The following is a 26,835-nucleotide window of genomic DNA, read 5'->3' as shown; positions in this document are numbered from 1 at the left end:
CGTAATTCGGGGACTGTGCCGTTTCCGGGGACTGTGCCGTGGGACACAGTCCTTTCAGGGTAGCGGCGCGGCCCGCCGCTGTCATCTTTTTTCGACAACCGGCGAAAAAAGAATGCGCGGGGGCCTAGCAGCCCAGCAGGGTCAGGAGCCCTTCCAGCTGCTCGGTCAGCCCGAGCTCCACCTGGCCCTCGGGGGCCAGTGCGGCCGCGATCTGTGCGCCGAGGAGGAAATTGAGCAACTGTCCGGCCAGCGCGGCGTCGGCGACGACTGTGGTGACGGTGCCGGATTGCCGCGCCTCGGCAAGGTGCTGACGGATCGCAGCAAGCCACTGCTCCATAGAATCCCGGTGGATCCGCGCCTTGCCGGGATCATTGATGGCCTTCTGCCAGAAGGGAATGACAATCCGGGCCTCGTTGATCCGCTCCTCGTCCAGGGGCAGCACCTCGACGCAAAACAACCTCAGGGCCACCAGTCCGGACTGCCCGGCGGTGACCTCCGCGATGCGTTCGTTGGTGCGGTTGAAGACGTGCCCGAACGCGAACGTCAACAGGTCATCCTTTGTGGGGAAGTACGGCTTGAGGGCCCCGTTCGCGAAGCCGGCCTCGAGGGCGATTTCGCGCATGGTGGCGCTTTCAATACCGAGCCGGGCGATGGTCCGCCACGTCGCGTCGACGAGTTCAAGCCGCCGCTGGTCGTGGTCGACAATCTTTGGCACCGGGCAGCTCCCCAAAATATTTGCGTCGGACTCTTGTGGCACATCTTACGGTTCCGTATTCTCTACAACTATAGAAAATAAAGTTCTGACCCGCCAGGGTCACCGAACGAAGGCCCCCAAGATGCCCGTACAAACTGAAACCCACACCTCGTTTAGTCCTTACAGCCTGGCCACGGGCGCCGAGATCGCCGCCGTCCAAGGCATTCTGCGTGCCGCGGGCCTGCTGGGAGACACCCAGCGCATCGCGTACCTCGGCCTGGTGGACCCCGCCAGGAACGCGCCGGCCGACAGCGAGGACCGCCGGTTCCGGGTCTTCCTGCACGACGTCTCCGGAGGACGTCCGGCCGACGTCACCGTCTCGGTTTCCAGCGGCACGGTGATCTCCGCCGTCGAGGTGGACACCGCGCTGACTGGCGAGCTTCCTGTCCTGGAGGAGGAATTCGAAGTCGTCGAACAGCTCTTGGCCACAGACGAACGGTGGCTCAAGGCGCTGGCTGACCGGGGCCTGGATGTCAGCAAGGTCCGCGTCGCCCCGCTGTCCGCCGGGGTGTTCGAGTATTCGGAGGAAAAGGGCCGCCGTATCCTGCGTGGCCTGGCCTTCGTGCAGGATTTCCCGGAGGACAGTGCCTGGGCGCACCCCGTGGACGGGCTGGTGGCCTACGTCGACGTCGTCAGCCAGGAAGTCACGCAGGTGCTGGACACCGGTGCCGTCCCGATTCCCGCCGAACACGGCAACTACACCGATCCGGAGCTCACCGGCCCGCTGCGCACCACGCAGAAACCCATCAACATCACCCAGCCGGACGGACCCAGCTTCACCGTCACCGGCGGAAACCATATCGAGTGGGAAAAGTGGAGCGTCGACGTCGGCTTCGACGTCCGCGAAGGCGTGGTGCTGCACAACCTTGCCTTCCGGGACGGCGGCCGCAAGCGGCCCATCATCAAACGCGCATCCATCGCCGAAATGGTGGTTCCCTACGGGGACCCGTCGCCCATCCGGTCCTGGCAGAACTACTTCGACACCGGTGAATACCTCGTGGGCCAGTACGCGAACTCGCTGGAACTGGGCTGCGACTGCCTCGGCGAGATCACCTACCTCAGCCCCGTCATCAGCGACGCCTTCGGCAACCCCCGGGAAATCCGTAACGGCATCTGCATGCATGAGGAAGACTGGGGCATCCTGGCCAAGCACAGCGACCTCTGGACCGGCATCAACTACACCCGCCGCAACCGCCGCCTGGTGATCTCCTTCTTCACCACCATCGGCAACTACGACTACGGTTTCTACTGGTACCTGTACCTCGACGGCACCATCGAGTTCGAGGCCAAAGCGACCGGCGTCGTCTTCACCTCCGCCTACCCGGAAGGCGGTTCGGCCAACATCTCCCAGCTCGCCCCGGGCTTGGGCGCCCCGTACCACCAGCACCTGTTCAGCGCGCGGCTGGACATGGCGATCGATGGCTTCACCAACCGGGTGGAGGAAGAGGACGTGGTCCGGCAGGCGATGGGCGAAGGCAATGAACGCGGCAATGCCTTCTCCCGGAAGCGCACAGTCATCGCCCGCGAATCCGAGGGTGCCCGCGAGGCCGATGCCCGCAGCGGCCGGACCTGGGTCATCTCCAATCCGGACTCACGCAACCGGCTCGGCGAAGCCGTCGGCTACAAGCTCCATGCCGAGGGCCAGCCCACGTTGCTGGCAGACCCGGAGTCCTCCATCGCCCGGCGGGCCGCCTTTGCCACGAAGGACCTGTGGGTGACCCGGTTCGCGGAGGAGGAACGGTACCCCACAGGCGACTTCGTGAACCAGCACGCCGGGGGAGCCGGGTTGCCGCAGTTTGTGGCGCAGGACCGGGAGCTGGACGGCCAGGACATCGTTCTGTGGCATACCTTCGGTCTGACCCACTTCCCGCGTCCCGAGGACTGGCCCATCATGCCGGTAGACACAGTCGGCTTCAAGCTCCGGCCCGAGGGATTCTTTGACCGCAGCCCCGTGCTGGATGTGCCCGCAAGTGCGCAGCCGGCCGGCGGCCACTGCCACAGCTAGTCCGGCGCCGTGGGCGTTGCAGCCGGGGTGGCCGGCGGGGCGGCATTGTGCTTCATCCCCGGATCTGCGCCGCCGTGACGGCGGCGTCCTGCCTCACGCATCTGGGGCTTGCCGCCGGGAACCAGCACGGGACATGGCTGAACCTGCTCATGCTCGCCATGGTGGCTGTGTGCCTGCCGTGCGCCGTGCACATCTGGCGCCACGGCAGGGTCACCGCCGTTCGCCAGGTGATGGCCGCGGCGCTGGCGATGACCGGGGTGCACGCGGTCCTGCTCCTCGGCGCAGGCTCCGGCGGCGCGGGCCACATCCACCATGGAACCGCTGCCGGAGCGGCGCCCGCGGGCTCCGGAGCGCTGCTGGCAGTCATCGCGCTGGAAGTGACGACGGCGCTGCTCGCCGCGACGCTCCTGGCCCGGCTCCGAGCACGGGCCCACAGGTGAGGAGTGTCAGCAGTTGGGCAGCGTCAGTCGTTGAACAGTGTCAGTCGTTGAACAGTCCCGCCAGGTCCTCCGCCGTCAGTGCGGATCCGGTGAGCGCGTCGCCTTCCATGACGTCGGCGAACAGCTGGGATTTCTTGGCCTTGAGCGCCATGACCTTCTCCTCGATCGTGTCCTTGGCGACGAGCCGGTAGACCATGACGTTCCGGGCCTGGCCGATCCGGTGGGTCCGGTCCACGGCCTGGGCCTCCGACGCCGGATTCCACCACGGGTCCAGCAAGAACACGTAGTCGGCCTCGGTCAGGTTCAGGCCGAAGCCGCCGGCCTTGAGGCTGATGAGGAACACCGGCGCGGCGCCGTTCTTGAACTCGTTCACGACGTCGGTGCGGTTGCGCGTGCCGCCGTCGAGGTAGCAGAACTCGATGTTCTCCTCGACCAGCCGTTCCCGGACCTTGCCCAGGAAGCCGGTGAACTGGCTGAAAATCAGGGCCCGGTGTCCTTCGGCCACCAGGTCCGCGAGCTGCTCGAAGAGGACATCGAGCTTGCTGGAACGCACCCCGGACAGTGACGGATCGATCAGTGACGGGTCCAGGCTCAGCTGCCGGAGCAGGGTCAGCGACTGGAAGATGGTGAAGCGGTTCTTGTTGACGTCCTCGATCAGGCCCAGGATCTTCTGGCGTTCCCGCTGCAGGTGCGTCTGGTACACCTTCTGGTGCCGCGGGTTCAGCACGACTTCCAGAATCTGCTCCTGCTTGGGCGGCAGGTCCCGGATGACCTGTTCCTTGGTGCGCCGCATCATGAGCGGCCGGACCCGCCGCCGGAGCTTGTCCAGCTGCCCCTTGTCGCCGTTCTTCTCCACCGGCTTCTGGTAATACTCGGCGAACCGTTTGGGGCTGGAAAAGAGCCCGGGGGCCACAATCGAGGTCAGTGCCCAGAACTCCATCAGGTTGTTCTCCAGCGGGGTGCCCGTGATGGCGAGTTTGAAGGCGGCAGGCAGTTTGCGGGCGCACTGGTAGGCCTTGGACTGGTGGTTCTTGACGAACTGCGCCTCGTCCAGGACCAAGCCGGCCCAGGTCTGGGAGGCGTAGGCCTCGTAGTCGATCCGGAACAGGGCATAGGAGGTGATGATGATGTCTGCGCCGGCCATCGCCTCAGCGGGCTGCGAACCGCTCTTGGCGAAGGTTTCGCCGATGGCCCGCACGCTCAGCCCCGGCGCGAACCGTGCCGTCTCTGCCTCCCAGTTGCCCACCACACTGGTGGGGGCGACGACGAGGAACGGGGCGGTCCCGGCCGCGGCGTCTTTCGCGGCGCACATCAGGGCCAGGGCCTGTACGGTCTTGCCCAGGCCCATGTCGTCGGCCAGCACACCGCCGAGGCCATGGCGGTACAGGAAGCTGAGCCAGTTGAAGCCCTCCAGCTGGTACGGGCGCAGCTCGGCGTTCAGCGACTCGGGCAGGGGAAGGCCCTTGATGTCCCCTTCCAGCAGGCCGCCCACGGACTCGCGCCACGCCGCTGCCTGCTCGTCGACGATCCCGAGGTGTGCGAGCTCGTCCCACAATCCTGCCTGGAAGCGGCTGATCTGCAGGGGGGCGTCTTTGTCGCCGGGGTTGTCCTGCAAAGAGCGGGCCTCGTCGATCAGCGCCCGCAATTGGTGCAGCTCCGGCAGGTCCAGCGAGAAGTACGCCCCGCTGGGCAGCAGCATGCGGGTCTGACCGGACGCGAGTGCGGAAAACAGTGCCGCGAAGGAAACCGGCTGGCCTTCCAGGGTGATGACGATGCCCAGATCGAACCAGTCGCGGCTGTCTGTCGCCTTCGTGGAGATTGCCACCACAGGGGCTTCTTCGGCCTCGCGGTAGTCCGCGATCTCGCCGGAGGTATCCACGGAGACATCGCGGAGGTCGCGGAGCCGGGGAAGCACGTCCTCGGTGAAGGCGAGCGTGTCCAGGCCGGCCAGTTCTGCCGTGGCCGCCAGACGCGGCGTGCCCCAGCCGCCGGTCGCGGATTCGCCGACGGCGGGCACCACGTCCCAGGGCTGTCCCACGGCCTCGAGGATGCGCGCCTCGGCGGGGTCGTCGCGGTAGCCATGATCGCCTGGATGCCGCCACAGCGGCTGCGCCGTGACGAGGTTCCCGGACTTGTAGTGCCATTCCCAGTGCAGCCGGACCCGGTGGTCCGCCCCGTAGTTGGCCAGCAGGGACAGGGTGGGGACCGCAAGCGTGGGCAGTTCCACCGACTCGTCGGAGGCGGTAACCCGGGCGGTCTGCTTCAGTTTGGGGTAAAAGCCGGTCAGGAAGCGGCTCTCGTCCCGCGCGGGGATATGCAGCGTGGTCCCGCCCGTGACGAAGGTCAGCAATTCCTCGCTGAGACCGCTTTCCAGCGGGGCAAGGGTGATGACGGGGCCGGCGGGGGCGATGCCGGGCAGGGCGTCGCCGTCGGACGCCAGGAAGATCCCGTGCGCCGGGCGGCCGATGGTCCCGACCAACGCCGGGTCCACCACCTGGCCTTCGACCGTGATGGTCGGCGCGAGCTCGAGCCCGCCGTTCTCCCCTTCGGCGCCGAACCGCGCCAGGTTAAGCCCGACGGCGGCAGGCTGCTCAACCAGCCGCACCGGCTCGTCGCCGCGGCTGTGCACCAGCGCGACGCCGATCTTCTTCGCCTGCGACAGCAGGCTCCACAGGTTCTTGCCGGCGTAGGTGTTCAGTCCCAGCCACAACCCGGTGCCGGAATGCTGGCGGTTCGCCACGGCGGTGTGCGAGGCGAGGAATTCCTGCATCCACTCCACATGCGACTCGTTGCATTCGCGTCGGTAGTTCAGGTAGCTCAGCGTGCTCCAGGAGACATCGCCGCGGATCCATTTGCCCTTGGCCCCCATGATGACGGGGCGTGCCTTCAGCTGGCGGACGCTGCGGAGCGGATCGCGGCGGCCCGTGTAGGAGAAGTGCGGGGCGGGTTCCTCGATGTCGAACTGGAGCGCCAGCGGTGTGCCGTTGGCGGACGGCGTGATTCCCGGGTGGGCAATCAGGGAGCTAAGGGCCTGCTCCCAGTCGGCCATTTCCGGTGGTGCGCTCTGGCGGGCCAGCCGAGTGCCCTCGGCGGGGGCCAGCAGCTGCAGCCGGGTGGCCGGGTTGTCTTCGGCCGAGAAGAGCAGGGCCGCCACGTGCTTGCAGTCCTTGCGGACCGGGCAGCTGCAGACTCCCACCGTGCAGCTCCAGCCGCCGGCTTTCCGGACAAGCTTCGCCGTCGTGGAATAGGGCACGTCGGAGCCGCCCCGCACCTTGCCCAGCAGCAGGCCGGTGGCAGCATCGAAGGAGATCCCGGAAACGCGGCTCCCCATGGCGTAGGCGAGCCCGGCCGCGAGGGAGCGGTCGTTGATCGCGGGGGTCTGAATCGCCAGTGCCGCACTCTCGTCCGGATGGGATGGCATGTGCGCGCTACTTTCGGCAGGTGGTCATCTGATCCATCTTACCGAGCCTTGGCGGGCCCCGGAACTTCGCCCGCGGCCGTGGAACCGCCGCCCAAACTTCGCCTGACGTTCAACTGGGGCTGGGCTGCCCGCCGTGAAGACGGACCTACCGTGGAGACGTCCGGAGTTTCAGCAGTGCCAGCAGTAAGGATTCCCCATGACCACCGGTGAGCCCACCACCCAGTCCGTCCACGGCTACCCGACCGTGCTGACCACGGAAAGCCTTAGCGGCGGGAACGAGGACGTTGTCGACGCAAACGTCAACGTGGTCAACGCCATGTTCGAGGAGTTGCTGGAGGCGGACGAGATCTCCCCGGCCGCGCTGCGCAGCTACTACGTGGACTTCTACCTGACGCAGGCCCTGGCCGGCGGCTTCGCGCAGTACGTCTTTACCGCGCCCGAACGCGAGGAAGTCGATCCCTACGTCCGGGAAGGGCTGGCCGCCATGGGTGCCGCCGCGCACTTGGACCTCTTCAACCGCACAGTGGCCGCCTTCGGTGCCCTGACCGACACCGACGTCGACGCGTACCTCGACGGCGGCAGCGGCTGGACCGCCGAAGGCGACACAGCCGGAGCCGGCACAGACGGCGACGAAGCGGGGGACGCCGTCTCCGACGCCGTTCGCGGCATTGAAGAACTGGACGGGGAATTCGAGTCGGTTCTCGAGACAGAGGACATTGTGGCGCTCAACGCCGCGTGGCTGCGTGGCCAGGCGGACTTGCTGGTTCTTGCCGACGACGACCTCGACGCCCACATTGCCGCTCGGGTGGCCAGGCTTTCCGACCTCGCGGAGCGCCAGGCGGCAGCCGCCGAGGAAGACCTCCTGGACGCGCCGGAGTTCGAACAGATCATCCGGGAACTGTGCGACATTGCCGGCCACAGCCTGGAGCGGATCACCATGGGCGATCCCAACTACGAGCACAACGGGGACACCACCCTCGCTTGGCACTTCACCACGGAACAGGGCGAATTCCTCATGCTGGAAGACGATGACGAGGCGTTCATGCTCAACCCCCGGACCCAGGAAATCCTCGCAGCCGTGGAGTTCGAAGTGGCAACGGAATTTGAAGAGGCCGGCGTTTAAGCCACATTCCCCGGTACGGCCGGCGCCTCCCCCGAAATAGCAGGCGCCGGCCGTACGTCGCGCCCGGCTCGCTGGGCCGGGCGAATCGGCACGGCCGAATTCCCCTTAGTAGCTGCTCGGCGCGGTCTTGATCATCTCTCCGGAGGGCGACACGAGGTACCAGACCCCGCCGACGCCCTGGCCCGTGATGTCTCCCGCGGTCTGATCCTTGGAGTAGTAGTAGATCGGCATCCCGTTGATGGTCAGCTGCATCTTTCCGTCAGCCGTAGGAATGGTTCCGATCTTGCCGGTGACGCCGTTCACGGTGGGGGTGGCGGTCGTCGAGGTGACCGGGGGCCACGACGTGAGGCAGGCGCCGGTGCAGGCGCTGTTTCCGGAGTCCTTCGTGTTCTTGGTGAAGAAGTAGACGCTCAGTCCTTGGTCGGCCACCACGATCTGGCCCGCCTTGGACTGGCCCACCGAAAGCGCCGCAGCGGCCATGGACGCGGGCGCCGAGGTCGCTGGCGCGCTGGTCTCTGCGGGAGCGGAGGTGGCCGGCGCGGCCGACGTCGGCGCCGTGGTGGTCGCTCCGCCGCCGCAGCCGGACAGTAGCGCGGCGAGGGCGAAAGCGGACAAGCCAATGCTGAGGTGCTTCTTCATTGCTGCTCCTAGGCTCGAGCCAGCCCAACTCAGAGGCCGGCGCTACCCGATACGACGGCGGGGAGCGCGGAATGGTTCAAGGCGGACCCGGCAGGTTCATGTTGGGGCTGTCCTGGTGCACACTGAACTATTGGGTCCGCCCGTACGTCATATAGGGGCAGGACAGGAAATCCCGGAAGGTGGGACATGCCGCTGGATGAAGACGTCGTGGCTGCCATTTACCGCGACCACGGGACGGCCTTGAAGCGGTTCGTTCTCAGCGCCTCCCGGGATCCGCAGCTCGCCGACGACGTCGTCCAGGAGACTGTGCTGCGGGTCTGGCAACAGGCGCCCCAGATCACCGGCAGCCTGCGCAGCTATCTGTTTCGGACGGCCCGCAACATCATGATCGACAACTACCGCAAGGCCCAACGGCGCCCGCAGGAAGCCGGCGAACGCGATGTCCCGGACACCCCCGATGGCGCCGGACGCATCGATGACCTGCTCAACAAGGTCCTGATGGAAGAGGCGCTGCTGCGGCTCAGCGCGGAGCACCGCGAAGTCCTTGTTGCCCTCCATTACCGCCGCTACACAGTCCAGGAGGCATCCGCCCAATTGAAGATCCCCAGCGGCACGGTGAAGTCCCGGGCGTTCTACGCCGTGCGGGCCCTTCGGTCAATCCTCGACGAAATGGGGGTGCAGCGGTGAACGGGACCGAGCTGCATCACCTCCTCGGCGCGTACTTGCTCGGCGGGCTGGAGCCGGCCGAGGCCGCAGCCTTCGACCAGCACCTTGCCGTGTGTGCCGAGTGCCGCCGGGAGTTGGACGATCTCGCCAGCCTCCCCGCGCTGCTCGACGCGATCCCGGTGTCCGACGCCGTGGCGCTCACCGCGGCGGCTGCGGCCGCCCACGAGCGGACCTTGGTTCCGCCGGAACCCGTTCCCGTCCCGCGCCGGCTCCTGGACGAGATCGCCGCCCGCCGCCGGAAAGTGCGGCGCCGGTGGACTGCCGCGGTGGCCGCAGCCGCCGCCGCATGCCTGGCGCTGGGGATCATGGCCGCTCCGCTGCTCAACCAACCCCCCAAACCGGACGCGAGCTATTCCGTTGCGGCCAGCAGCGGGATGCAGGTCACGGTGGGGCTGGTCAAGAAAACCTGGGGCACCGAGTTGGCGGTGGACGGCCGCAGCCTGCCTGTCGCCGGTACCCTCTCGGTTTGGGTGAAGGACCGTGACGGCGGCGAGGACCGCGCCTGCTCGTGGACGGCCACGCCTAGCGGCAGGGTCCGGATTACCGGGGCGACGCCGGTGCAGCTGACCAAGATCGCCAGTGTCGCGCTGCGGGACGAACAGCAGAAGACCGTGGCTGTTATCGCCGTGCCGCAGGGTTAGCGCAGTCCAGGTGCCGCAGCCCAGGCGGGAGCGTGCCAGGGCGGGCGCAGGCCCAACAGTCCGCGCGAGCCTACATCTTTGCGAGCTTGGCCCGCACCACCATGTAGATGCCGTAGCAGATCAGCCCGGCACCCACTGCGGCCAGCAAATACACGCCGAACGGCTGCTCCCGCAGGGCTTTCAGGCTGCCGTCGAGCCCGGTTGACTCTTCGGGGTGTGCCGTCACCGTGGCGATGATGATGAGCAGGCCCACCAGCAGCAGGGCGAAGCCCTTGGCCACGTAACCCACGACTCCGACGACCGTCACTGCAGTGCGCGCCTGCGGCTGGGACGGCATGCGCAGGTACTTGACGAAGGACTTCTTGAAGCCCCGGATCGCGTAGACGATTCCCGTGACGGCTACCGCGGCGCCGATGACCACCAGGAGCGCGACGCCGCCCGGTGCCTTCATGAGGCTTACGGTCATATCGGACGTTGACTCGCGGTTGTTGGAACCGGCCCCGGTGGCCACGGACGCGAGCGTCAGCGCGAACACGGCGTAGACAACGGCCTGCAGGGCTGCCTTGAGCTTCTTGCCGACCTTTTTCTTGGCCGGGAGGTGCTCGAAGTCGAAGATCGCGTCAGACGTCTGCCAGATGGCCAGCGCAACGCAGGCGGCAAAAGAGGTCCAAAGCAGCAGCGGCCCGGCCGGCTGCTTGGCGAGCTCTTGCACCGCGCCGCTGACGTCGGCCTGGCCCTTGCCGCCCATGGCGAGCCGGATCGCGACCAGCCCGATGAGGAAGTGCAACAGGCCAGACACGGCGAATCCGGCCCGTGCCATCACTTCGAGCGGCTTGGAATTGGTGACGTCCTCGGCGACGTCAGCGGCGTCCTTCATTTCTCGTTTGATGATCGTGTCCTTAGTGCTACCCAGCGCGGTTCGTTCCGTAATCGTGTCACGCCAAACCGTTCAGGAACAGATGCAGGCGGACCCGGGGCGCCTAGATTCGGCGGTAGCTGAGGTCGAAGATCAGGCGCCCGGCTTCGTGCGCCTTGTTCTCGAAGCTGGTCAGAATCCGCCCCTCAAACCGCGGTGCCCAGCCACCTGTCCCGTCGACGCCCTCGTTGGGTCCGGTGTGTTCGGTGCTGACCGGCGCCCGGCCTTCCTTGACGGGCGCGCCGCCCACGCGGGACTCGACGCCGGATTCCCACACCTGGGTCAGGGGGCTGTCCGCACCGGCGCGCTCGCCCCCGTGCAGATTCACGAACTCCGCCGAGCCCGCCATGACCTCACGGACGTGAACGGCGTAGTTGGACCAGTCGGTGGCGATCCGGAAGATGCCGCCGGGCTTGATGGCCCGGGCGGCGAGATCCACGAACTCCGGCTGAATGAGCCGGCGCTTGTGGTGTCGGGACTTGTGCCACGGATCCGGGAAGAACACCCATAGTTCCGTAACGGAGCCGGCAGGGAGCATGGTCGCGAGCACCTCGGGGGCATTCGCCTCCACCACCCGCACGTTGCCCAGTTTGCGGCTGTTGATCTTGATCAAAGTGTTGGCCAGACCGGGGGTGTAAACCTCCACGGCCAGGAAGTCTTTGTCCGGGTTTTCCTCCGCGGCGTGGCACACGGCGTCGCCAAGGCCGGAGCCTATCTCCACAACCAGCGGAGCCGTCCGGCCGAATTCGGCCTCCGCGTCGAACGCATAGTCCGGGTGGACGGACGTATTGGCGATATGGCGGGGGACTTCAACCGCCCAGCGGTCCGAGTGCTCCTCCCAGGCGGCCTGGCGGCGGCCCTGCAGGCGTGTGCCGCGGCGCACGAAACTGACCGGGCGGCCTCCGTAGGTGCCGAACGAAGCCTGGCTGCCGGGGGTCACGGGGCGCGGCAGCCGGGTCTCTTCAGGGGCGCCGGACTCCGGGTCTGCCGGCGTGCCGGGGGTTTCTGGGGATTCGCTCATCCCTTCCAGAATAGTTGAGTTTGCGCGTCCGGGGCGCCTCCGGTGGATCCCGCGGCCCCCTGAAGAAGGGACTGCGGGCGGGTTGCTGCAAGAATGGGGTGGGTGACCTCAGCTGGGAAAACCGACGAGCAGAACCTTTCGGCCGGCGTTGCTGTCCGGGACGGTTCCGCCGGACCGCCGCGCGCCGCAGCCCGCCGCATGCTCGCGTACATGGCCATCTGCCTGGTCCTGATCGGGCTGAATCTCCGCACCGTGTTCTCGAGCTTCGCGGCGGTACTCCCGGAGGTGACGGCCGACGCCGGGCTTCCGGCCTGGGCGGTCATGGTGCTCACCACCGTGCCGGTGACGCTGCTGGGCGTGTTTGCCCCGCTGGCGCCGGCGCTGGCACGCCGATTCGGCGCCGAGCGGGTGCTGCTCGGTGCCATGGCGGTGCTCACGGCAGGGCTGCTGCTGCGGCCCGTGGAGTTGCCAGCGGCCGGCCATCTGCCGGCCCTGCTGGCCGGAACCGCCGCGTGCGGCGCCGCGATTTCATTGTGCAACGTGCTGCTGCCCGGCGTGGTCAAGCGTGACTTCCCGCACCGCCTGGGCCTCATGGGCGGCCTGTACACCACGGCGATCTGCGCCTCGGCAGCCCTTGGGGCCGGGTTCACATTCCCGGTTTTCCGGGCGACCGGGCAGTGGACAGCGGCGCTCTGGTTCTGGGCGCTGCCGGCCGGCGTCGTCCTTCTCTTGTTCTTGCCGCTGGCGCTTAGGGCCGGTCCCGGCGGCGCGACGCGGCCGGCAGACGGCGTTAGCGTCTGGCGCTCCGCCGTGGCCTGGCAGGTGACTGCGTTCATGGTCCTGCAGGCCATGATGTCCTTCAGCGTCTTTGCCTGGCTGGCCCCGATCCTGCGTGAACGCGGCGTGGACGGCGGCACGGCCGGCCTGATCGTCTCGGCCTCGATTGTGCTGCAGATGCTGGGCTCGCTGTTCGCGCCGGCGCTGGCCACCCGGTTCCGGGACCAGCGCGGCATCAACACGGTGGTGGCACTCATGACCGGCGGAGGCTTCGCGCTCAGCATCTTCGGGCCCCTGGACTTGATCTGGCTGTGGACCGGGCTGCTGGGCCTGGGCCAGGGAAGCCTGACCGCCGCGGCGCTGACCCTGATCATGGTCCGCACCCGCGACGGGCACACAGCGGCCCACCTCTCCGGGATGATGCAGGGCGTGGGCTACGGACTGGGCTCCAGCGGCACCCTCCTGGTCGGCCAGCTCCACCAGTCCACCGGGTCCTTTGCCGCGGCGGGCGTGCTCTTTCTCCTGGTGGGCTCCCTCGCCGCGGTGTTCGGGTACCGGGCCGGACGGGACCGCTTCGTCGGCGACTGACGTTCCGTTGCCCAACAAACACGCAACCGGGCGGTCCGGGATCAGAGGGTGAGGTCCTTGCCCTTCGTTTCCGGGATGGTGAAGACGCAGGCCGCGGAGACGGCGAGCAGCAGCACGGCGTAGACGTTGAACAGCTGCGGCATCTGCACAGTGGTGCCGAGCCACTGCTGCAAGTAGGGCGCGGTTCCGCCGAAGAGCGCCACACAGATTGAGTAAGGCACTCCGACGCCGACGGTGCGGATGCTCGTGGGGAACAGCTCCGCGTACACGGCCGGGACGATCGCGGCGCTGGCGGCGATGAAGATCAGCATGACGGACATGCTGACGGCCAACTGCCAGGCGGAATCCTTGAGCAGGGCGGTCATCGGAAAGTGCATGATGCCTGCGCCGATCGCACCGGACCACAGCACTTTCTTGCGGCCTATGCGGTCCGACAGCTTGCCCCAGAAGGGGAGTGCCGCGATGAACACGATGTTGCCGATCACGCCGGCCCAGAGGGCCTCGCCGCGGTCGATCTTCAGGGCGGTGGTGGCGTAGCTGGGGGCGACGACACCCCAGATGTAGTAGATGACGGTCAGGCCGACGGTCAAGCCGATCACCTGGAGGGCCTGCTTGCGGTGGCGGACGATCTGCGGCCAGATCGGAGCGCGCTTCTCCGTCGCTGCCTCGCCCTCGAAGACGTCCGTTTCGTGCAGCCGGGACCGCATTATCAGTGCGTAGAGGCCCATGGCCGCGCCGATCAGGAACGGGATGCGCCAGCCCCACGCGTTCATGACTTCGGTGCTCAGGGTCATGTTCAGCACGGCGCCCAGCAGGGTACCGAACAGGATGCCCACCGTGCCGGAGGTGTAGATCAGGGTGGCCCAGAAGCCGCGGTGTTCCTTCGGCGCCATTTCGGACAGGTACGTCTGCGACGACGGCAGCTCACCGCCATGCGCCAGGCCCTGGATCAGCCGGGCGACCAGGAGCATGAACGACGCCCAGGTGCCCACCGCCGCGAAGGTCGGCGCGATGCCGATCATCAGGCTGCCCACCGACGCGAGCCCCACGGCCAGTGTCATGGAAGCTTTCCGGCCGATCCGGTCACCGATCCAACCGAACAGGAAGCCGCCGAAGGGGCGGGCGACGAAGCCGACGGCGAAAATCGCCAGCGTGGACAGCACCGCGGACGCAGGGTCCGACTTGCTGAAAAGCTGGCTGGCGATGAACGGCGTGAACGTGGCGTAAATGGCCCAGTCGTACCATTCGACGGCGTTGCCGATGCCCGTGCCGATGAGCGTCTTGCCGGTGGATGTTCGGGTTGCCGCCGGTGTAATCGCGGTTGCAGTCATGGTCTTCTCCCTCGGGGATGGCAGCTAGGAAAGGGTGGCGGTGGCGGCAAGGTTGGCCGCGGCGGGAGCCTCGGCTGCTGCAAGCGCGGCCAGCCTGGAAATGGCGAGTTCCGCGTAGAGTGCGGCACCGTCAGCCAGCACGCCGTCGTCGAACGTGGCGTACGGGGAGTGATTGAACGCGGAGGTGGCGTGGTCGGCGTCCCGGGGGACGGCGCTCAGCCCGATGAACGTGCCGGGAACCTCGGCGAGAACCCTCGAGAAGTCTTCAGAGCCGCTGAGCGGGGTGGCCCAGCGGGCCAGCCGGGAATCGCCGAACAGGCCCTCGATGACGTTCTCCGCCGTGTGAGTCTCGTCCTCGTCCGTGATGGTGAGCGGGTACTCCTGCTGGTAGTCGACGTCGACCTCCAGCCCGTGCGCCGCCGCGATTCCCTTCAGCAGGCGCGGCACGGCTTCCATCATCTTCTGCCGGGCTTCCTCGGAGAAGGTCCTGATGGTGGCCTCGATGCGCGCGGTTTCCGGGATGATGTTGCGCTTGGTGCCGGCCTGGAGGACCCCCACGGAGAGGACTACGGGATCGAACATGTTGAACTGGCGGGTGATCATCACCTGGAGGGCGGTGACCATTTCGGCGGCCGCCGTCACGGGATCCTTGGCAGAATGCGGGGCAGACCCGTGGCCGCCGGCACCGAGCACGGTGACCATCAGGCCGTCGGAGGAGCTGAGCATGACGCCGGGCTTGGTGCAGAACGTGCCGTGCGGTTCCAGGGCGGAAAACACGTGCATGCCGTAGGCGGCGTCGACCCGCCGGCCGGCGGCATCCAGCACGCCTTCGCGGATCATGTGGCTGGCACCGTCGAAGCCTTCCTCGCCGGGCTGGAACATCAGGACGACGTCGCCGGCCAGCTGGTGGCGGCGTTCGGCCAGGAGCGTGGCGGCTCCTGCCAGCATGGAAGTGTGGAGGTCGTGGCCGCAGGCGTGCATGGCGCCGTCGATCCGGGACGTGAAGTCAACGCCTGTTTTCTCCTGCACCGGCAGGCCGTCCATGTCCGCGCGGAGCAGCACGGCCGGGCGGGAGCCCGCGCCGGTTCCGGCCGCCTGGCCGCGCAGTACCGCGGTGACCGACGTCGTGTCCTCGCCGAGGGTGATCTCGTAGGGAAGCCCGTCCAGGGCTTTGAGCACCTTTTCCTGGGTCCGGGGCAGCGTCAGGCCGATCTCGGGTTCCCGGTGCAATTCATGGCGGAGCCGGGCAAGGTCCGCCTGCATTTCCCGGGCGTCTGCGGTGATCGGCACGTGTTTCTCCTTGGTGGTCGAAAGCGCTGGGTTGTGATTTTGGTTGGATAGCGTCCGCTGAGGACGTCCTGCGTCTATTCTCAAGTGACATGGTTCACACGCCGTTGAAGGCCAGAAAAAATGCAAAAAAGCGTCGGTAGCGCAGATTTCGTGCATGAATGAGGGGGAGAATGATGGAACTCAGCGAGGATGATCTCGCCCTGATCAACGTCCTGCAGATTGCCCCGCGCCTGAGCTGGGCGGATGCGGCCCAGGTGCTGGGCGTCCATGCCACCACGCTCGCCGCCCGCTGGGAGCGGCTGCTGGCCTCTGGCGTTTCCTGGATCACCGCCCACCTGATCGGCGACCCGCAGCAGATGTGCCTGGCGTTCGTTGCCGTGGACTGCGAAATGAACCGGCGCGAGGAGGTCACCGCCAGGCTTGCCGAGATGCCGGAAATCGTCACGGTGGAGGAAGCGGCCAGCAACCGGGACCTCATGCTGACCGTCATTACGCCCTCCCTGGACGATTTCAGCCTGAAGGTCATCTCGCGGCTGAAGGAGATCGACGGCCTCCTCAAATACCAGACCGCCCTGTGCACCAGGTTGCACGCGAGCGGCGGCTCCTGGCGGCTCAATGTGCTGAGCCGCGCACAGCAGGCCGCCGTGCGGGCACTGGCCGGCCCGGAGGCCACCGGGGCTGCCCAGGCTGCCGCCCGGGAAGCGTTGCCGGAAAGCCACCTGGCGCTCCTGCCGTTCCTGGCCAGGGACGGACGGGCCTCGGCGGCGGACATTGCCCGCGGGCTGGGCAGGCACCCTGCCACCGTCCAGCGCCAGCTTAACCGTGTGCTCGCCAGCGGCATCCTGTCATTCCGGTGCGAGGTGGCCCAGAAATTATCGGCGTTCCCCGTGACCTGCCAATGGTTCGTCAACGTCCCCGCCGGGCGGCACGAGGCAGCCGCCGCCGAGCTGCGGACCATGCGGAACGTGCGGCTCAGCGCCTCTACCACCGGGCCCACGAACTTCGTGATCATCATGTGGCTGCAGTCCCTGGCAGACGTCATGAACATCGAGGTGGCGCTCCAGGAGAAGGTGCCCGGGATCGTGCTCGTGGAAAGCGTCGTCATGCTGAGCACCGTCAAGCGCGTGGGCTGGATGCTGAACCCGGACTCGAGAGCCAGCGGCGCCGTCGTGGTTCCGGCTCAAACGTTCGACGCGGCGACGGTAAAGGCAGGGGTTTCGGAAGCCGATCCCAGCCGGCTTTCTTTTGGCCTTGACTCAGGGCAGGCAACGGGCGCAAGGTGATGGCCTGTGGCTGCGGCAGTCCACAGCGTCATCGTGAACCGGGTCCGCGGGGCCCCGACCGACTATTGCCCGTACCTGCTTGACGGAGAACCCCCATGCCAGAGATCGAGATCCAGCACCAAGTCCCGGCCGGTGCGCTATCGACTGCAAGTCCGCGTCCCCGTTGGAGAGCGGTTCTTGTGGCCGTGGTCCTGGTCCTCGCCGGCCTCGTCGGGGTCGCGCCTCCGGCCCAGGCCATCTACAACGGGACCATCCTCAGCCCCAACAGATACCCCTGGGCCGTGAGAATCCAGTTTGTCTATCCAGATGGTGCCGTTGCCACGTGCAGCGGCGCCTTGATCAGCTCATATGCGGTCGTCACGGCCGCTCACTGCCTGCATTACAACGGCGGAACGCCACGAAGAGCAGCGGTCACGTTCCACTATGGATCTCACCCCGGGCAATTCACCGTGCCGGTCCCGGTCTTGCAGGGAGGACTGATTGTCCACCCGGGGTTCAACGAGCCCCTGCTCCGGAACGACATCGGCATACTTCATCTGGCGCATCCCGTGACTGAAGCGCCAATCCCCCTGGCCACAGTGAACGCACCGGTGAACACCAGCGTCGTTCTTGCCGGCTACGGCTGTCTGAGCGACCCGTTCCTCAGTCAACAACGCTGCCCTCGTGGCCTGCCGGCGACCCTGGTGGCGATGTCCACGAGAGTTGTCCCCTCCGGATCATGCCCGTCCATCACCGGGGGATGGAGTTTCTGCACCTTCTCGCACGCCAAGTCTGCCAACCACGGCGACAGCGGGGGCCCGGTGCTGCGGACCGAAAACGGCGTCCTGAAGCTTGTCGGGATCATCTCCGCCTACGAAGACCCGCCAGCGGCGAAATACCTCGACTTATCGACATCCATCCCGTTCGAGTTGTCCTGGATCCGGGCGACCCACAGCGGAGTCTGAGCGCGACCTCCGATTTCAGCCCAAAAGTCAGGAGTTCACGGTCTGCGGAGTTCAGCCCGATGTCGTCGCGGGCCGCGGATAAGGAAGTAACCATGGCCAAGCAGCGCAAGCCTTTCAACCCCAAAACCGCACCCAAGCGGAAAGCCACTCCAGTGACGGTGAAGTGGCTGAAGGAACCGCAGCACCACGACTACCCTGCCGCCGCCTCCTATCTTTCCCTGATCGCCGGTCCCAAAGCTGTGTCCAGGGCGGTCAAGGCGCTTAAAGAGGCGGCGACGGTGTCGTTCAAGGCCAAGGACCTGCTGCGTGCAGCGGGGCTGCCGCTGCTGCCCGCCGATGACCCGGATGTTGTCAAGGAACTTGGTCGGGTCAGGGCTGGTACGGCACTTTCGCCATGTTTGGTCATCCGCGGCAGCGTCAAGAACGGGACGACCGCGCGGATCGCCGACGGGTACCACCGGATTTGCGCCTCCTATTACCTGAGCGAAGATACCGTTGTTGCCGCCCGGATCACCGGATTCTAGGCAGGATCCGGCGCCCGAGAAGGCCCCTTCCGTCCTCGTCTAAGCGGCTGACGTTCTTGTGCGGACAGCCGAGGTGTCCCGCTTGCAAGTTCAGCGACGTCCACTAGAATCCGAAACACCAGTGCGCTCCGCTTCCGCCGTCCCGGCCGTGGCTGCTCCCAAGTACCGATCGCAGGGCCATCAGTGTCCGCCAAACCGTCCTTCGATGCAAAGGTTCATGATGTCCGAGGCTCTTCTGTCCCAACCGGGTCCCGTTGCGCACGTAGGCACCCCGGCCGCTGCCGTGGACGCCCGCGGCCTGTACAAAGCCTTCGGCAGCGTCCACGCCGTCAATGGCATCGACCTGACCATCGCCCCGGGTGAGATCGTGGCGTTCCTTGGCCCCAACGGGGCCGGCAAGACCACAACCATCGACCTGCTCCTGGGACTGGCCAAACCGGACCGCGGTGACGTGCGGATTTACGGGCACACGGCACGCGGCGCGATTGCGCGCGGACAGGTCTCCGCCGTCATGCAGACCGGCGGGCTGCTCAAGGACCTCACGGTGCGCGAAACTGTGGCCCTGACGGCGTCACTGTTCGCCGACACCCAGCCCGTGGACGATGTGCTGGGGCGGGCCGGGATCGCCGAGATCGCAGACCGCCGGGTGGATAAATGCTCCGGCGGCCAGCAGCAACGGCTCCGCTTTGCCATGGCGCTGGTTTCGGATCCGGGGCTGCTGGTGCTGGACGAACCGACCACGGGAATGGACGTCGAGGGACGGCGTGATTTCTGGGATGCAATCCGGTCCGACGCCGCCCGCGGCCGGACGGTGATCTTCGCGACCCACTATCTGGACGAGGCTGACGCCTACGCGGACCGGATCATTCTTCTCCGCCGTGGACGGATCGTGGCAGACGGCACCGCAGCCCACATCAGGTCCCTGGCCTCCGGCCGCACCGTCCGGGCGTCCGTGAGCAACCTCGACCCCGCCGCCGTGGAAGCACTGCCCGGCGTCGACTATGTCGAGGCCCGGACTGATACCGTGATCATCCGCACCAGAGATTCCGATGCCACGGCCCGATACCTCCTCACCCACACCGACGCCAGCGATCTGGAAATCACGTCCCATAATCTCGAAGACGCGTTCCTCTCACTCACGTCCGACGCCGGCGACGCCGACACCCCAGATCTGTCCGGGCGAGCAGAAGGAGGCACCAAATGAACCCGAGCCCCACCCCCGCCCCGGCCGGTCTCTCCACGGAACGCCGGGTTCCAGGCTTCGGCGGGTTCAACCGGACGCTGCTGGGCATTGAAATCAAACGCCGTCTCCGGAACTCGCGCACCCTGTTCTTCACCATCGCCTTCCCGATCATCATGCTCATCGCCTTCGGCAGCCAATACAAAGACACTCCGCTTGACCCGGCAGTACCGGTCAGCAACGGCGGCACCTCCGTCACGGCATTCATCATGATCTCCATGGCCGTCTACGGGGCAATGCTGGCCTCCACCTCCGCCGGGGGCGCCGTGGCCATAGAACGGGCCCAAGGCTGGAGCCGCCAGCTGCGGCTCACCCCGCTCACCCCCGCGGCCAACATCGCGGTCAAGATCATCGGCGGCCTGGCCGTCGGACTGTTAGCGGTGCTCGCGACCTTCGCCACCGGAATCCTCCTCGGCGTCCGGATGGAGCTGCACATCTGGATCCTCGCCGGCCTCACCGCCTGGCTCGGATCCCTCGTCTTCACCGCATTGGGCCTGCTCGCCGGCTATCTCGTGCCCTCTGAAAACGTCATGCAGTTCATGGGACCCGTCCTGGCCTTCCTCGCGTTCTTCGGCGGCCTCTTCCAACCCCTGAAAACCATGACCCCGGCCTTGCAGAACATCGGCGTCTGGACACCCACATACGGTCTGGGCGAAATCGCCCGGGCCCCCCTCACGGGCGACGCCTTCAACTGGGCCGCCGCAGGCAACGTTCTGCTCTGGCTCACCCTCTTCGGCACCGGCGCAGCCCTGGCCTTCCGCCGCGACACCAATCGCGTCTAACCAGCCACTTCGGCAACCGATGACCTTGTCTCCAGGAGCCTGGCGGGAGGGCACGCCCACCTCGACGGGCCTTTATCGGCCAGTTTCTGCCGGTTCCACATTGGTCCGGGCAAGGAGGGCTTCCACTACCTCGGCAACGAGGTCTTCCTTCTGACGCATCTTGGCCTCTTCAAGCTGCGCTACTTCCACACGGGCGGCCTGCCATGCGGACCAATGACCGGACACGAGAGCCCACAACGACAGAGCCGAAACATAAACGACCGAGTCCAGCCATCCCATCACCAGGGAAATCGGGATCATGAGGATCCACAGGATCGCCAGCCATCCATTGACCCGCCGCATGAAAACGGGATCACCCTGGACACTCGCCCAAAGACTCTTGATCGGACCCACACCTTCTCCTCACATCTGGGACAGAAGAGATTCTGTCCCCGGGATGTTAGCAGTGGCATCCGAGACGAACCTGAAGATTGACCGCGGCGGACTGACAGGTCAGACCCGGTGCACGGCGTGCCGCGATTCTAAGCTGTGGGATGCTTCCCCTAGGCGCTCTGCACCTGCTTCAGCCTCCGGTTGCTACGTCAGGGGCCGCGCCGCCACCCGTCCCGCCCGGACCGGCCTTGACCTCAAGCCGAGTTGAGGTTCTAGGGTTGCGTCCATGTCCCCCGATCAGGTCCCGCCCGTGTCCCGAACCGACCCGCCCGCCCGTCCGAAGTCCGTCCCGGAATCGGCCGGCATTTTTCACCGCAGCTACCTGCTGGTGACACTCGGCGCCTGCGCGCTGGTGTTCCTGGCGGCCTTCGAGTCTTTGGCGGTGACCACCATCATGCCGCTCGTCAGCCGGGAGCTGGATGGCGCGGGCCTCTACGCCTTGGCCTTCGCCGGGCCACTCGCCACCGGGGTGATCGGGATGGTGGCCGCAGGCAGCTGGTCGGACCGCAAAGGGCCGGTGGCGCCGCTCCTGGCCGCAGTGGGCATGTTCGTGCTTGGCCTGCTCATCGCCGGTACCGCCGGATCCATGCCGGTCCTGGTGTCCGGACGGCTGGTGCAGGGACTCGGCGGGGGCGGACTGACCGTAGCCCTGTACGTGGTCATCGCCCGGGTCTACCCGCCGGTCCTGCATCCGAAAATCTTCGCCGCCTTCTCCGCGGCCTGGGTCATCCCGTCCCTGGTGGGCCCGTTCGCGGCCGGCGCCGTGGCGGAACTGGCCGGCTGGCAATGGGTCTTTCTCGGCGTGGTCGGACTCGTGATCCCGGCCCTGTTCCTGACGGCCCCGGCCCTGCGCGGCCTGAACGGAAGATCCGGCGTCGCCGGAGATCCCCCGGCAAACGTGCAGACCGCAGCCGGCGGCCGTCCGCCGGGCGGCCTGGCCAAGTTGGCGCTGGCGGCGCTGGCCGCGCTCGCCGTGCTGGGCCTGAACCTGTCAGCCGCGGTACCTGGGGCCGGGGCGGTGCTGGCGGCGGCCGCCGTCGCCGTCGCACTCCTGGCCGTCCGTCCCCTGATGCCGCGCGGCACGCTGACCGCCCGGCGCGGCCTGCCGAGCGTGATCCTTACCCGCGGGCTCGCGTCCGCAGCTTTCTTCGGCGCCGAGGTCTACCTGCCGTATCTGCTCGTGGAACGTTACGCCTTTCCCCCGACGCTTGCGGGCCTCACGCTCACCGGCGGCGCCATCGCCTGGGCGGCGGCGTCGGCCATCCAGGGAAGGCTGGGGACCCGGCTGGAGCACCGGAGGGCGGTGCGGATCGGTTCGGCCCTCGTCCTTGGCGCCGTCGTGCTGGCCCTCGTGACAACGGTGTTGGCGTGGCCGGCCGCCGTCGCGATCGCGGGATGGATCTTCGCCGGCGGCGGCATGGGCCTGATGTATCCGCGCCTGAGCGTCATGACCCTGGCCCTCTCCACCAAGGACACCGAGGGCTTCAACAGCTCGGCGATGTCCATTTCGGATTCCCTCGGCGGCGCCCTGGCCCTCGCCGGCACCGGGATCGTGTTCGCCGCGTTCGCGACGGCGGCTCCATCGGCGTCGTTTGCCGGCGTCTTCGCGCTCACGGCGGTGATCGGGATCGCCGCCGTGGCCGTCGCGCCGCGCGTCGCCGTCGTACCGGCCGCAGTCAGGTCACCTGTTTAGCGGCGCAGCACCATAAGGGCGCAGCACCGTAGCGGCACGGCACGGCACGGAAGAGGAGCCCCGGCCGGACGATCCGGCCGGGGCTCCTCAGCTCACTTTGTATCAGCGCATGGATCAGGCAGCCGCGCGGGCTTCCTCCTGCGAGCGGACGGCCTTCCATTCCACAATCCGGGCCTGCTGCAGCGGGGTCTTCCGGTTGAAGTGCCAGGCCGCACCCAGCAGCAGGAACCACACCGGGGCCACAAAGAGTGCCAGACGGGTGTCATCGGCCTGCGCCAGCGCCACCAGCATGAAGACGAAGAACGCGAGGACCACGTACGGCATGAAGGCGGAGCCCGGCATCTTGAAGGCCGAGGCCTCGTGCAGGGCCGGGCGCCGGCGGCGGAAGACGATGTAGCTGATCAGGATCATGGACCACACGAACATGGTCAGCACGGAGGCCACGGAAGTGACGATCGTAAACGCGCCGATCACGGAGTCGCCGGAGTAGAGCAGGACAAGACCGGCCAGCAGGAAGATGCAGGAGAACAGCAGCGCGTTCTGCGGCACCTTGCGGACGCTGAGCTTTCCGAATGCCTTGGGCGCGTTCCCGTCCTGGGCGAGGCCGTACACCATCCGGGACGTTGAGTAGATTCCGGAGTTGGCGCTGGAGGCGGCGGAGGTCAGGACCACAAGGTTGATCACCACTGCGGCGATCCCCAGCCCGGCCAGCGTGAACATGCCGATGAACGGGCTGCTGGCGGGGTCGATGGTGCGCCACGGATTGACAGCCATGATGACTACCAGGGCGCCCACATAGAAGAGGAGGACGCGGACCGGGATGGAGTTGATGGCCCGTGGCAGGTTCTTCTCCGGGTCCTTGGTTTCGGCGGCGGCGGTGCCCACCAGTTCGATCCCGGCGAAGGCGAAGATGGCGATCTGGAAGCCAAGGACGAAGCCGAACATGCCGTGCGGGAACATGCCGCCGTCGTTCCACATGTTGGCGAGGTTGGCCTCCGCGCCGTTCGGGGACGTGAAGTGGGTGGCGATCATGACCGCGCCGGTGATGATCAGGGCCACGATGGCGACGACTTTGATGATGGCAAACCAGAACTCCGCTTCACCGAACGCCTTCACAGTGGGGAGGTTCAGGAGGATCAGGACCACGGGCGTCAGCAGCGCCGGGATCCACAAGGGCGTGCCGGGCGCGAGCTTGTCCACGTATCCGGAAATGGCGACGATGTCCGCCACCCCGGTAACTACCCAGAAGAACCAGTAGGACCAGCCGGTAAAGAAGCTGGCCCAGGGGCCGAGCAGGTCGCCGGCGAAGTCACTGAAGGATTTGTAGTTCAGGTTGGAGAGCAGGATTTCGCCCATCGCACGCATCAAGAAGAACAGCATGAAGCCGATGATCATGTAGACGAAGATGACGGACGGCCCGGCGAGCGAGATGGTCTTGCCGGAACCCATGAACAGGCCGGTGCCAATTGCGCCGCCGATGGCGAGCAATTGGATGTGGCGGTTGCCGAGGGCGCGGGCGAGGTGCGGTTCGCGGTTCCCGGCGCCGGAGTCACCGTTGGCTGAGGCGGCAGTGTCAGATTCTGAAATGGCCGGAGCGGCCGAGGTGGTGCGTTCAGACATGAGGCTTCTTCCTTGTCACAGGCGGTCGCAGCGGGCGGGGGTTGCGCAGTGCGGGCCGCACGGATCCGTCAAGGTGTGACGGAGGTAACAGTTTTGGCGGGTAAATCAAGGTTAGGGCCGGTATTTCGTGGCCCCTCGCGTCGCGGCAGCCTCCGCCGTGGGCCCGGCCGGCAGGGGAAGTGCCGTGGCGCTTCCGACGGAACGGAACTCCCGGAAGGCGCGGGAGCGGGTCCGGAGCCCACATCCTTCGCGGGCCCTAGGGAAAATGCGACGTCGGCACGGCCGCCCGCCGCCCGCTCCGGTAGCGCGTTTCCGCGAATCATCCACCCGGGGCGGGTTCGACAACTGTCGACCATCTTAGCTTCAGTTGTCGTCCGCTGTCTTTTGTCACATTTTTTGCGCGGCAACGGTGCGACGACGGCGAACGGAACGGCCCCGCCGTGGGCGGGGCCGTTGGGGGGCGCAGTTTTCGGTTCTGCAGGTCAGTAGGGCAGGGATGTTGCCTTCCGATGATTCCTAGGTCATGCGGTGTCGGTGTACGTCCAACCGGGCCAACGGGCGAGGTCGGGTCCAGCCACGTAGCCGTGCTGCCGCTGGTGATTCGGACCTGAGTCGGAAGCGGATGGCCCAGCAATGGATCAGTTCCAAAGCGGTTCAGCGACGGTGTGTGATCCCCTGGAATACTCCCTCGAACGCTGCCAGGCAGCCTACTGTGCGGCCAGGCGCGTGGCCCGCAGCACGGCATCGGTGAGGGACACGGCCTCGCCCTCGGGTCCGACGGCGCTGCGTTGCCGGCTGTCCAGGACCTCGACGCGCCACAGCGGCTCCTCGATCCGGAGCTCCCGGGCCAGGTCCTCGGCGGTGAAGAACTTCTCCGGCGTATGGTGCGCGCCCCACGGAGGCAGCCCGTCGGGGTGATGGCCGACGATCAGCAGCGTCCCGCCGGTCCGGACCGCGGCGGCGGCGAGCTGCAGCGCCTGCTGCCACGGCATCTGGGTGGAATGCAGGAACTGGGCCGTGACGAGGTCGAACAAACGGTCCGGGATCCACGTGGCAAGATCCTGCTGCACCCACTCGATGGTGGCATCCTGGCCCCGCTCCCGGGCGTGGGCGGCCGCACGCTCCAGGGCGACGGCCGAAACGTCCAGGCCGGTCACCGCCCAGCCGCGGGCAGCGAGCCAAATGGCGTCCGCGCCCTCGCCGCATCCCAGATCCAGAGCGTCGCCCGGAGGCAGGTCCGCCACCTCCGCGACGAGTTGCGGATTCGGATCTCCGCTCCACATCTTGGGGCGGCTGCTGTACTTTTCATCCCACATCTGGGCCGCGGTGCCCGGCGCCGCATCCGCATCCGCGTAGGCGTCGTGCTCGTGGGTGTGGCTCTGGCTGTGTTTTGTCATGGTTTCCCCTCATCGTGGTATTTCGACAGGTTTGGCTGACTGTTTTCCTGCGGGCCGTCGTCGACGGCGGGCGCCACGACGGCGGTGACGAAGCCGGCGGGCGCGGGCCGCCGTCGGGTCTCCCGGCCAAAATTCCTGTGCTCCTCAAGGGCCAGCCCGAAGGACCCAACAAAGTCGGCCGCGCTCTTCCTGGCCGGGGGAGTGTTGTCGATGCCAAAGGTCAGCGGCTCACCCACGAATCTCGCGGCAGCCCGGGCGTACCGCATGTAGGGCGATCGCGAGGCGATAGTTTCACTGGCGAAGTAGTCAAAGGCCACTATGCTGCCGGCGGCCGTGCCGGCGATCCTGCGCAGTGTTGCCTCGACCGAGTAACGATCCAAATACATGGTCACCCCTTCCCAGAGGAACATCGCGGGCTTGCCGGGGTCGAAGCCGGCCGCCACGATCTTCTTCATCCAGTCCTCGGTCTCGAAATCGGCGGACACGTAAGTGGCCAGGCGGGTCGACAGGCCCGCTTTCTCGAGCATCGCGAGTTTGTGGGCCTGCGTCCGGGGCAGGTCGATTTTAAAGCAGCGCACACCGTCCTCCGGCGACACCCTGAACGACCGGGTGTCGAATCCCGCACCGAGGACCACAAGCTGGTCAATGCCGGCCAGATGCCGCTGGAGGGCAGCATCGTAGTAGGTGGTCCGTGCCGTGGACTGGTGGCGCATCGGGGCCGGCCCCTGATACGGATAGCGGTAGATCTTGGGGACGAAGCCGGTCAGCAGGTGTCCCACGAGCGTGGGGGCGGTCTCCAGCCGGAACCCCTCCGGGGATACATTCGGCATGACCGTCATGAGCCGGGCCGCAGGCTCATCCGGCCTCGTCCCCAGCCGGTGCTGCATGTAGCGCGTGTAGAGGGTGGCAAACACTGTCGCCGAAACGCCCGCACGCCGGCTGTAGTTAAGCAGCCGCGGGACAGCGGCGACGTAGCCCGCAGCCCCTACTGGCAACAGCGCCACTTGGATGGTCCGGAAGAAGCCAGCGACGAGAATTCCCGGCATCGTCCCCCGTCTCCTCTCGTCACTTTGCCCGCCCACCATGCTCCTCCGGGACGCAAAGGTGGTCAATACAAGGTCAATACACGCATGGGGCCTCCCTGAGAACGCCGCGCAGGCCCAGGGATACGCAAAAATCACGCCCCGGAAACGAATCCGAAACCTGTGTCGTGAATGCTGGGCACAAGAGGTTGTACACGGGGGAAGG

Annotated in this window: 23 protein-coding genes; 12 read left to right on the top strand and 11 right to left on the bottom strand. The window is 66.9% G+C overall.

Annotated elements, in window-relative coordinates:
* Nucleotides 1-124: 124 nt before the first annotated feature.
* Nucleotides 125-715, bottom strand: coding sequence for a TetR/AcrR family transcriptional regulator (locus AC1DEM_RS16890; RefSeq protein WP_476885457.1), 591 nt, complete (start codon nt 713-715; stop codon nt 125-127).
* Between the two features lie 121 nt (nt 716-836).
* Here AC1DEM_RS16890 and AC1DEM_RS16885 point away from each other — a divergent pair, with 121 nt between their 5' ends.
* Nucleotides 837-2,759 (top strand): primary-amine oxidase, encoded by a 1,923-nt coding sequence (locus AC1DEM_RS16885; protein ID WP_476885456.1) that lies wholly within the window; start codon nt 837-839, stop codon nt 2,757-2,759.
* Nucleotides 2,760-2,806: 47 nt separating this feature from the next.
* Entirely contained in the window at nt 2,807-3,199 is a 393-nt protein-coding gene (locus AC1DEM_RS16880) for a hypothetical protein (RefSeq protein ID WP_476885455.1), read from the top strand.
* A 40-nt stretch (nt 3,200-3,239) separates the two neighbouring features.
* Here AC1DEM_RS16880 and AC1DEM_RS16875 read toward each other — a convergent pair whose 3' ends face one another.
* Nucleotides 3,240-6,620: a DEAD/DEAH box helicase gene (locus AC1DEM_RS16875; protein ID WP_476885454.1), complete on the bottom strand. Its 3,381-nt coding sequence runs from the start codon at nt 6,618-6,620 to the stop codon at nt 3,240-3,242.
* Between the two features lie 196 nt (nt 6,621-6,816).
* Between AC1DEM_RS16875 and AC1DEM_RS16870 the strand changes: the two genes are divergently transcribed.
* Nucleotides 6,817-7,743, top strand: coding sequence for a DMP19 family protein (locus tag AC1DEM_RS16870; RefSeq protein ID WP_476885453.1), 927 nt, complete (start codon nt 6,817-6,819; stop codon nt 7,741-7,743).
* A 105-nt stretch (nt 7,744-7,848) separates the two neighbouring features.
* Here AC1DEM_RS16870 and AC1DEM_RS16865 read toward each other — a convergent pair whose 3' ends face one another.
* Nucleotides 7,849-8,382 carry a COG4315 family predicted lipoprotein gene (locus AC1DEM_RS16865; protein WP_476885452.1) on the bottom strand — a complete coding sequence of 178 codons (534 nt, stop codon included), beginning with the start codon at nt 8,380-8,382 and terminating at the stop codon, nt 7,849-7,851.
* A gap of 186 nt (nt 8,383-8,568) precedes the next feature.
* Here AC1DEM_RS16865 and AC1DEM_RS16860 point away from each other — a divergent pair, with 186 nt between their 5' ends.
* Together AC1DEM_RS16860 and AC1DEM_RS16855 are read left to right on the top strand one after the other, a co-directional pair.
* Complete coding sequence (locus AC1DEM_RS16860; protein ID WP_476885451.1) at nt 8,569-9,069, top strand: sigma-70 family RNA polymerase sigma factor; 501 nt, start codon at nt 8,569-8,571, stop codon at nt 9,067-9,069.
* The gene (locus AC1DEM_RS16855; RefSeq protein WP_476885450.1) at nt 9,066-9,749 is read left to right on the top strand and encodes an anti-sigma factor family protein; all 684 of its coding nucleotides are present in this window, start codon (nt 9,066-9,068) and stop codon (nt 9,747-9,749) included. Before AC1DEM_RS16860 ends, AC1DEM_RS16855 begins: the two co-directional genes overlap by 4 nt.
* Nucleotides 9,750-9,819: 70 nt before the next feature.
* Here AC1DEM_RS16855 and AC1DEM_RS16850 read toward each other — a convergent pair whose 3' ends face one another.
* The gene (locus AC1DEM_RS16850) at nt 9,820-10,626 is read right to left on the bottom strand and encodes a DUF1206 domain-containing protein (protein WP_476885449.1); all 807 of its coding nucleotides are present in this window, start codon (nt 10,624-10,626) and stop codon (nt 9,820-9,822) included.
* A 103-nt stretch (nt 10,627-10,729) separates the two neighbouring features.
* On the bottom strand, nt 10,730-11,686 hold the full coding sequence (trmB, locus tag AC1DEM_RS16845) for a tRNA (guanosine(46)-N7)-methyltransferase TrmB (RefSeq protein WP_476885448.1): 957 nt from the start codon (nt 11,684-11,686) through the stop codon (nt 10,730-10,732).
* 102 nt (nt 11,687-11,788) lie between these two features.
* Here trmB and AC1DEM_RS16840 point away from each other — a divergent pair, with 102 nt between their 5' ends.
* Nucleotides 11,789-13,051 (top strand): MFS transporter, encoded by a 1,263-nt coding sequence (locus tag AC1DEM_RS16840; protein WP_476885447.1) that lies wholly within the window; start codon nt 11,789-11,791, stop codon nt 13,049-13,051.
* A 41-nt stretch (nt 13,052-13,092) separates the two neighbouring features.
* On the opposite strand, the gene AC1DEM_RS16835 is transcribed toward AC1DEM_RS16840, so the two are convergent.
* Together AC1DEM_RS16835 and AC1DEM_RS16830 are read right to left on the bottom strand one after the other, a co-directional pair.
* Nucleotides 13,093-14,382, bottom strand: a complete 1,290-nt coding sequence (locus AC1DEM_RS16835) for an MFS transporter (RefSeq protein ID WP_476885446.1) — start codon at nt 14,380-14,382, stop codon at nt 13,093-13,095.
* A 24-nt stretch (nt 14,383-14,406) separates the two neighbouring features.
* Complete coding sequence (locus tag AC1DEM_RS16830; protein ID WP_476885445.1) at nt 14,407-15,672, bottom strand: M20 metallopeptidase family protein; 1,266 nt, start codon at nt 15,670-15,672, stop codon at nt 14,407-14,409.
* Between the two features lie 173 nt (nt 15,673-15,845).
* Here AC1DEM_RS16830 and AC1DEM_RS16825 point away from each other — a divergent pair, with 173 nt between their 5' ends.
* From AC1DEM_RS16825 to AC1DEM_RS16805, 5 genes are all read left to right on the top strand, one after another.
* Nucleotides 15,846-16,955: an Lrp/AsnC family transcriptional regulator gene (locus AC1DEM_RS16825; protein ID WP_476885485.1), complete on the top strand. Its 1,110-nt coding sequence runs from the start codon at nt 15,846-15,848 to the stop codon at nt 16,953-16,955.
* A gap of 95 nt (nt 16,956-17,050) precedes the next feature.
* Complete coding sequence (locus AC1DEM_RS16820) at nt 17,051-17,899, top strand: S1 family peptidase (protein WP_476885444.1); 849 nt, start codon at nt 17,051-17,053, stop codon at nt 17,897-17,899.
* A gap of 92 nt (nt 17,900-17,991) precedes the next feature.
* Entirely contained in the window at nt 17,992-18,423 is a 432-nt protein-coding gene (locus tag AC1DEM_RS16815; RefSeq protein ID WP_476885443.1) for a hypothetical protein, read from the top strand.
* A gap of 220 nt (nt 18,424-18,643) precedes the next feature.
* Complete coding sequence (locus tag AC1DEM_RS16810; protein WP_476885484.1) at nt 18,644-19,627, top strand: ABC transporter ATP-binding protein; 984 nt, start codon at nt 18,644-18,646, stop codon at nt 19,625-19,627.
* On the top strand, nt 19,624-20,445 hold the full coding sequence (locus AC1DEM_RS16805) for an ABC transporter permease (RefSeq protein WP_476885442.1): 822 nt from the start codon (nt 19,624-19,626) through the stop codon (nt 20,443-20,445). The genes AC1DEM_RS16810 and AC1DEM_RS16805 overlap by 4 nt, the downstream gene beginning before the upstream one ends.
* A 72-nt stretch (nt 20,446-20,517) precedes the next feature.
* Here the strand turns inward: AC1DEM_RS16805 and AC1DEM_RS16800 are convergent, their stop codons facing one another.
* Nucleotides 20,518-20,838, bottom strand: coding sequence for a hypothetical protein (locus tag AC1DEM_RS16800; RefSeq protein WP_476885441.1), 321 nt, complete (start codon nt 20,836-20,838; stop codon nt 20,518-20,520).
* Nucleotides 20,839-21,103: 265 nt separating this feature from the next.
* Between AC1DEM_RS16800 and AC1DEM_RS16795 the strand changes: the two genes are divergently transcribed.
* Nucleotides 21,104-22,570, top strand: coding sequence for an MFS transporter (locus AC1DEM_RS16795; RefSeq protein WP_476885440.1), 1,467 nt, complete (start codon nt 21,104-21,106; stop codon nt 22,568-22,570).
* A 114-nt stretch (nt 22,571-22,684) separates the two neighbouring features.
* Here AC1DEM_RS16795 and AC1DEM_RS16790 read toward each other — a convergent pair whose 3' ends face one another.
* The 3 genes from AC1DEM_RS16790 to AC1DEM_RS16780 all read right to left on the bottom strand — a co-directional run bounded on the left by AC1DEM_RS16790 (nt 22,685) and on the right by AC1DEM_RS16780 (nt 26,633).
* Nucleotides 22,685-24,190, bottom strand: a complete 1,506-nt coding sequence (locus AC1DEM_RS16790) for an amino acid permease (protein WP_476885439.1) — start codon at nt 24,188-24,190, stop codon at nt 22,685-22,687.
* A 707-nt stretch (nt 24,191-24,897) separates the two neighbouring features.
* Nucleotides 24,898-25,587, bottom strand: a complete 690-nt coding sequence (locus tag AC1DEM_RS16785) for an SAM-dependent methyltransferase (RefSeq protein WP_476885438.1) — start codon at nt 25,585-25,587, stop codon at nt 24,898-24,900.
* On the bottom strand, nt 25,584-26,633 hold the full coding sequence (locus AC1DEM_RS16780; RefSeq protein WP_476885437.1) for a class I SAM-dependent methyltransferase: 1,050 nt from the start codon (nt 26,631-26,633) through the stop codon (nt 25,584-25,586). Before AC1DEM_RS16780 ends, AC1DEM_RS16785 begins: the two co-directional genes overlap by 4 nt.
* Nucleotides 26,634-26,835: the final 202 nt, after the last annotated feature.

This window comes from Arthrobacter sp. 05T420 (assembly GCF_056396305.1).
The sequence above is the reverse complement of the archived record's forward strand: the minus strand, read 5'-3'. Positions and strand labels throughout refer to the sequence as shown.